Below are 6,233 nucleotides of genomic sequence, written 5' to 3' on the forward strand. Positions count from 1 at the left end.
CCGCAGGGGTCGTGGAGGCGGTATCGGGCAAAATATATAGATATCCATACCGAACCATCGTACGGTGAGATCACAGAAAGACTGGCACCGTTTGCGCGCGAATACAAGGTGTTCGACAAGGCAGGCTATTCCGCGTATCGGGCAGACGGGTTCGCCGAATGGACAGGCGAAGTGGCGCGTCTTGTCGTCTGCGGAGTGATAGCCGAATGTTGTGTGTTGGCGACGGTGCTCGAAGCTGCCGAGCGAGGCAGTGATATCATTTGTCTGACTGATGCGTGGGCAAGCACGTCCGTTGATAAGCTTCGCATGGCAGAAGTGATACTGTCGGAGGATTTTGCTCCGCATGTGACGCTGATGCAGGCAGACGACTATCGTCGCGAGAATAAAAAAGACTGACGAACAAGTCGTCAGTCTTTTGTCGTTCTTAGTGATGGAAGAGGCGAAGGCCTGTGAATGCCATTGCGATGCCGTATTTATCGCACGTTTCGATAACATTGTCATCGCGGATCGAGCCGCCCGCCTGTGCGATGTACGTTACACCGCTTCTGTGAGCGCGTTCGATGTTGTCGCCGAACGGGAAGAATGCATCGGAACCGAGCGATACGCCCGAGAGCGTCTGGATCCAATGTTTTTTCTCTTCGCGCGTAAGAGGCTCCGGTTTTTCGGTGAAGAACTGCTGCCATACGCCTTCTGCGAGAACGTCCATATAATCATCGGAAATGTAGACGTCGATCGTGTTGTCGCGGTCGGGGCGACGGATCGAGTCTTTGAACGGGAGCGCGAGCACCTGCGGATGCTGGCGGAGCCACCAGATATCAGCTTTGTTGCCGGCAAGGCGCGTGCAATGTACGCGGGACTGCTGGCCTGCACCGATACCGATAGCCTGACCGTCTTTGGCATAGCAGACGGAGTTCGACTGCGTGTATTTGAGCGTGATAAGAGCGATAAGAAGGTCGCGGCGTGCTTCTTCCGGGAGGTCTTTGTTCGCCGTCGGGCGGTTTTCAAAGAGTGCTTCCGTGATCTGTGCGTTGTTGCGCGACTGCGAGAACGTGATGCCGAACAAGTCTTTTTCTTCGACTTCTTCCGGAACGTAGTTCGGGTCGATCTCGATGACATTGTACGTGCCTTTACGTTTCGTTTTGAGGATAGCGAGTGCTTCGTCTGTGTAACCCGGTGCGATCACGCCGTCGGATACTTCGCGAGCGAGCATCGTAGCCGTTTCTTTGTCGCATACATCGGAGAGTGCGACGAAGTCGCCGTAGGACGACATACGGTCTGCACCACGCGCACGAGCGTAAGCCGTTGCGAGCGGAGTGAGCTCCAAGTCATCTACATAATAGATCTTTTTGAGTGTATCGGAAAGCGGAAGACCTACTGCCGCACCTGCCGGGCTGACGTGTTTGAACGAAGCTGCCGCAGGAAGACCTGTTGCTTCTTTCAATTCTTTGACGAGCTGCCAGCTGTTGAACGCATCAAGGAAGTTGATGTAGCCGGGACGACCGTTGAGAATTTTGATAGGAAGTTCTGCGTCGTTTTTCATGTAGATCTTCGACGTGCTTTGGTTCGGGTTGCAACCATATTTGAGCATGAATTCTTTCATTACTTCTTCTCCTTTGCCGAGATCGCCGAGAGGCATATCTCTTGTCATATTGCGGTTATCTATTCTTTCATTATACGGTGCAAAATGTTTTTTTGTCAATCGTGGGAGGACGATTTGTGTTACAATAATAACAAAGGGGGATATGATATGGAAACGTGTACGCTCTGTCCGCGTATGTGCAATATCGTGCGCAAACAGACGAATGATGATATAGAGGGAACGCTCGGTTACTGCAAGATGAGCCGTACGGTAAGGCTTGCCAAGGCGATGCTTCACGAATGGGAGGAGCCTTGCATCAGCGGCAGTCGCGGAAGCGGAGCGGTGTTTTTCAGCGGATGTCATCTCGGCTGCATCTATTGCCAGAATCACGATATCGCAGACGGTCACGGGAAAGATGTGACGGTAGAACGCCTTAGAGAGATATACGGCGAGCTCGTTGCAAAGGGCGCGCACAATATCAATCTCGTCACAGCATCGCACTATCTTGACAGCGTCATAGAGAGCCTTGATGAGCCGCTTCCTGTACCTGTCGTCTATAACTGCGGCGGCTATGAGCGAGTGGAATCTCTGCGCCGTCTTGAAGGCAAGGTGCAGATCTATCTTCCCGATATGAAGTACATGGACAGCCGTCTTGCACGTGCGTATTCGCATGCCGAGGATTATCCGCGCGTGGCGAAGGATGCCATTCGCGAGATGGTGCGCCAAGTCGGCGCGTACGTCATGGACGACGACGGCATCTTACAGCGCGGTGTCGTGATACGCCATCTGCTTCTGCCGGGTGCGGTCGAAAATACGAAGCGCGTCATCGACTGGGTGGCGAGCGAATTCCCTTCGCATATGGTATTGTTCAGTCTGATGCGCCAGTATACGCCTTGTCGAGAATTGCCCTTTCCTGCGCTCAATCGGCGCGTGACAGACGAAGAATACCAAGAGGTCGAAGACTATCTGTTCGAATCAGGTATCGAGGACGGGTTCGTGCAGGAAGAAGAATCGGCAGATGCAGGATATATTCCCCAATTCGACCTTGCAGGAATATAAGGGATGGAGATGAACGCATTGGGAAAAGAACAAATAAGAAAAAAGAAAACTTTGCAGGAACGTTGGGATGAAGAGATTCTCACTGATAATACTCAATTTGAATATTGCAAGCAATGTAAAGATTGTACGTTTCAATCTGACGGAAGTGTATGGAGTAATCATTATACAAAAGCGTCTTGTCAGAAGTATCGACATCCTAAATTTAAACCTATAGAAGTAATTGATAATAAGGGTAACTGTCCTTACAGAGAAGTATAGTAATATGAATGAGAACGGCCTTATCGGCAGGTCGTTCTTTTTTTGCGCACCTCTTTCATACGGATAGGCAAGGAGGGAGTCTGTATGAAGATCATAGTGCCACCACTCGATAAAGAGGCAGAAAAACGATTATTACGCGTACTTGCCGAGGCCGCGCTCGAGGTGGGGCGAGAGCGCGAAACCAATCTTTGCATACCTGACATTGTGCGTAAGGAGGCTGACGATGACAAAGACGGTCGCCGCGTATTGCCGTGTATCGACAGCATCGAATGAACAGCTGGCAAGCCTTGGTGAGCAGGAATCATTCTTTCGCGATTACGCGAGAGAACATGGGCTGACGCTCTACCGCATCTACGCAGACGGCGGTGTCAGCGGTACACGGCTTCGCGATCGGCGCGCATTCGGCGAGATGATGCACGATGCGAAGGCGGGATTGTTCGACCTCTTATTGGTCAAGGATATCTCACGCATGGCAAGAAACGTACTCGACTTTCTAAGCTCAGTACGCGAGCTGAAACGGCTGGGCATCGACTGCCGATTCCTCACGGCGAACTGTTCGTCGGGAGAAGGAGAACTGTTCCTTACCATTCTTGCCGCCGTCGCGCAGGAAGAATCGGCGAACCTTTCAAAACGCGTGAAATTCACGAAAGACCATCACGCGAGAATGGGGCGCGTGCCGAATCGCGTCTACGGCTACGACAGAAAAGAAGGCGATATCTTTCATATGACGATCAACGAGCGCGAAGCCGAGGTTGTCAGGCGCATCTACCGACTGGCAGGCGAAGGCTGGGGCAGTCGGCGTATCGCAAGACTGCTTAGTACGGAAGGCGTGCTGACGAAAAGCGGTCACCTCTTCGGCGAAAGCAGTGTACGACAGATTCTCTCAAATCCGCTCTACTGCGGCACGTTGCGTACACATCAGACGGAAGTCATCGACTATCTGACGAGCGAGAGGCGCACCGTACCAACGAGCGAACAGTATACGTTCTGCAGACCCGAATGGGCGATCGTATCGGAAGACGTGTGGCGGGCGGTGCAGAAGGTGCGCTCACGTCCGACACGAGATCACAGCATGGCAGGAGAACATCTTCTCGTATGCGGTGTATGTAAGAGCGCGTTTCGCAGGCGTACGCAAAAGAGCGGTATCGTCTATACCTGCGGAAAGCGTGACCGTGAAGGGAGGAGTGCGTGCCCGAATCGTACGCGCATCAAAGAAGAATCTCTTATCGAAACACTATCTGCGTGGCTCGATACATGGATCACGCCTGCGCGGTGGGCAGACGCCCTTCGACTGGCGCGAAAACTGTCTGCCGAAAGCACTGTAAAGCTTAGGCGCACGCACGAAAAAAGACGGGCAAATCAAGATGCGCTTTTGCTTACGGGCGCCATCACGAGAGAAGAATACAGGCGGCGGTGTGCACTTCTCGCAGGCGAAGCACGTGCGAGCGGTGCCGTAGAGCCGTCTGCCTGTCTTGGTGCGCGTGATGCCGTATGCGCACGTATGGCAGAAAGCACGTATCGTCCGCGATGGATACGCACGATCACCGCCCAAGAGGACGGCGCGCTGCTTGTTACGCTTTGCTAGACCGCACTTGCGCAGACCGTCTATGTAGCGAGCCTGGGTGATCCGATCGCCGATCTTGTTGCCAACATCTATGCCGAGCAGGGTGCACGCGTCACGTACGAAAATCTCATTGCCGTCTGTCCCGACCCGTGCGTCAAAGATGTGCTTCGATATTTGTGGGAACGTGAAGTCGTCCACCTCCAGCGATTCGGCGAAGCACTCAACGAGGTGCAGGAATGGATGTGCAAATGCAAACGTGTATGGAACGGTGCCGATACGGCTGAAACGGTATAAGCAGACGGTTAGAACCATATGGAGGAAAGAGGGGCGGAAGATACGCTCCTCTTTATATTTGTAAGAAATGGCACGATAAAATCATTATAAAAAGAAGGTTTTTGCGTACCGAAGGGGAATTTATATCAATACGATAAGATGCAAAAAATGAATCATAAGGAGAGGATAACGATGAAAAAATTACTCTTATTGGTCACGACTCTTTGCCTTTTCTGCTTCAGCTCGGTCGCACTTGCGGCGACGAACGGACAGATCTTAACGAAAGAAGAAGCAGTAGCATCGCAGGTGATGTCTGCGCTGACGAAAACGACATCTTATGAAGTCGTAAGCCAAGACTTTACGCCCGCTCTTCAGCAGTCGCTCGACAAAGCAAAATTGAATGAAATGAAAAAAGAAGTCAGAGCGAAATTCGGTAAAATGCAGGATATGAAATTCATTGCGCTCCAGAAATTCGATCAGGGCGACCGTGTAACGTATCTGGCAAGCTTCGCGAAACAGCAGTTCGTTCGCATCGAATTCTTGTTCGATGTAACGACAGATGCACCGAAAGTCATGAGTTTCTCGCTTACACCGCTTCAAGTACAGCAAGAGGCACCGGCAGAACAGGCTAAGAAATAAGCAAAGTTTAGTAGACAATATTGACGAATGTACGTTTCAGATAGACGATTCGATGAGAATGAGAAAAATTTTCTCAAAATGTTGTAAAATGTGAAAAAAATATTTGGCAATCTTGCGCTTTTGTTGTAAAATAAGAGATATACAAGTTAGCCAGTTTCAAGGTGAGGAGAGATAACTGTGATTGAAAAGGTTTATGAGAAAATTGAAAATAACGCGAATTTCCGCAAGTTCATGAAAACGTCCTTGGTTGCACCGAGAAACGACGAACACGTGATGGAAATCATCATCGCTTGCTCCAAATTGGCAGGTATGCCGCTTACGAAAGAAGAATTCTTGGCATATCAGCGCGCAGGCATGGAAAAAATCACGCAGCAACCGGGTTACTTGGACGCAGAATAATCTTTATTTATAATGCCGTGTAATGGACAGTGAAGTCTTGGCAACAGGATTTTACTGTCCATTTTTATATATTCGAACAGAGGAATGATACATATGAAAATTACGATCGCTTATTACAGCAAAGGCGGCAGAACAAAAGCGATGGCAGAAAAGATCGCAGAGGGTGTGCGCTCGGTCGACGGTATGGAAGTCGGCGTGTTCGCTATCGACGAGATCGATCTCGATTTCCTCGCTGAAAGTGATGCTTTTATTTTGGGAACGCCCGTCTATTATGCGAGCAGTGTCTGGCAGATCAAAAAGTGGTTCGATGAATCGCGTAATATCTCGCTTGCAGGCAAGCTCGGTGCGGTGTTTGCAACGGCAGACTATTGTCAGGGCGGTGCCTCGAATGCACTGACGATGCTCTTGACGCATATGATGGTCAAGGGCATGATCGTCTACTCGGGCGGCGGTGCATACGGC

Annotated in this window: 10 protein-coding genes; 9 read left to right on the forward strand and 1 reads right to left on the reverse strand. The window is 50.7% G+C overall.

What is annotated here, in order from left to right:
- A partial coding sequence (locus IJN28_05620; protein ID MBQ6713244.1) for an isochorismatase family protein occupies nucleotides 1-396 on the forward strand: 396 nt, incomplete at its 5' end.
- 28 nt (nucleotides 397-424) lie between these two features.
- Here IJN28_05620 and IJN28_05625 read toward each other — a convergent pair.
- A complete protein-coding gene (locus IJN28_05625) occupies nucleotides 425-1,942 on the reverse strand; it encodes a phosphoribosylaminoimidazolecarboxamide formyltransferase (protein MBQ6713245.1) in 1,518 nt (505 codons plus the stop codon).
- On the opposite strand from IJN28_05625, the gene IJN28_05630 reads away from it, so the two are divergent.
- The 8 genes from IJN28_05630 to IJN28_05665 form a co-directional block, all read left to right on the forward strand.
- Nucleotides 1,922-2,638, forward strand: a complete 717-nt coding sequence (locus IJN28_05630; protein MBQ6713246.1) for a radical SAM protein — start codon at nucleotides 1,922-1,924, stop codon at nucleotides 2,636-2,638. The two genes, IJN28_05625 and IJN28_05630, sit on opposite strands and share 21 nt — an antisense overlap.
- Nucleotides 2,639-2,647: 9 nt before the next feature.
- On the forward strand, nucleotides 2,648-2,896 hold the full coding sequence (locus IJN28_05635; protein ID MBQ6713247.1) for a hypothetical protein: 249 nt from the start codon (nucleotides 2,648-2,650) through the stop codon (nucleotides 2,894-2,896).
- Between the two features lie 84 nt (nucleotides 2,897-2,980).
- Nucleotides 2,981-3,169, forward strand: a complete 189-nt coding sequence (locus IJN28_05640) for a hypothetical protein (GenBank protein ID MBQ6713248.1) — start codon at nucleotides 2,981-2,983, stop codon at nucleotides 3,167-3,169.
- Nucleotides 3,120-4,481 carry a recombinase family protein gene (locus IJN28_05645; GenBank protein ID MBQ6713249.1) on the forward strand — a complete coding sequence of 454 codons (1,362 nt, stop codon included), beginning with the start codon at nucleotides 3,120-3,122 and terminating at the stop codon, nucleotides 4,479-4,481. The genes IJN28_05640 and IJN28_05645 overlap by 50 nt, the downstream gene beginning before the upstream one ends.
- A 33-nt stretch (nucleotides 4,482-4,514) precedes the next feature.
- Nucleotides 4,515-4,754 carry a manganese catalase family protein gene (locus IJN28_05650; GenBank protein MBQ6713250.1) on the forward strand — a complete coding sequence of 80 codons (240 nt, stop codon included), beginning with the start codon at nucleotides 4,515-4,517 and terminating at the stop codon, nucleotides 4,752-4,754.
- 171 nt (nucleotides 4,755-4,925) lie between these two features.
- Nucleotides 4,926-5,372 (forward strand): DUF3887 domain-containing protein, encoded by a 447-nt coding sequence (locus IJN28_05655; GenBank protein MBQ6713251.1) that lies wholly within the window; start codon nucleotides 4,926-4,928, stop codon nucleotides 5,370-5,372.
- 177 nt (nucleotides 5,373-5,549) lie between these two features.
- Nucleotides 5,550-5,771 carry a hypothetical protein gene (locus IJN28_05660; GenBank protein ID MBQ6713252.1) on the forward strand — a complete coding sequence of 74 codons (222 nt, stop codon included), beginning with the start codon at nucleotides 5,550-5,552 and terminating at the stop codon, nucleotides 5,769-5,771.
- Nucleotides 5,772-5,864: 93 nt separating this feature from the next.
- Nucleotides 5,865-6,233 (forward strand): NAD(P)H-dependent oxidoreductase (locus IJN28_05665; protein ID MBQ6713253.1); only part of this gene is annotated, 369 nt, incomplete at its 3' end.

This window comes from Selenomonadales bacterium (genome assembly GCA_017442105.1).
Classification (GTDB): domain Bacteria; phylum Bacillota; class Negativicutes; order RGIG982; family RGIG982; genus RGIG982.

Bases quoted from the DNA above. Each gene is read 5' to 3' on its own strand.
- IJN28_05625 (MBQ6713245.1), bottom strand. From the start codon at position 1,942: ATGACATCCGCTGAAAAACACCGCTCCGCTTCCGCGACTGCCGCTGAT.
- IJN28_05635 (MBQ6713247.1), top strand. From the start codon at position 2,648: ATGAACGCATTGGGAAAAGAACAAATAAGAAAAAAGAAAACTTTGCAG.
- IJN28_05640 (MBQ6713248.1), top strand. From the start codon at position 2,981: ATGAAGATCATAGTGCCACCACTCGATAAAGAGGCAGAAAAACGATTA.
- IJN28_05645 (MBQ6713249.1), top strand. From the start codon at position 3,120: ATGACAAAGACGGTCGCCGCGTATTGCCGTGTATCGACAGCATCGAAT.
- IJN28_05655 (MBQ6713251.1), top strand. From the start codon at position 4,926: ATGAAAAAATTACTCTTATTGGTCACGACTCTTTGCCTTTTCTGCTTC.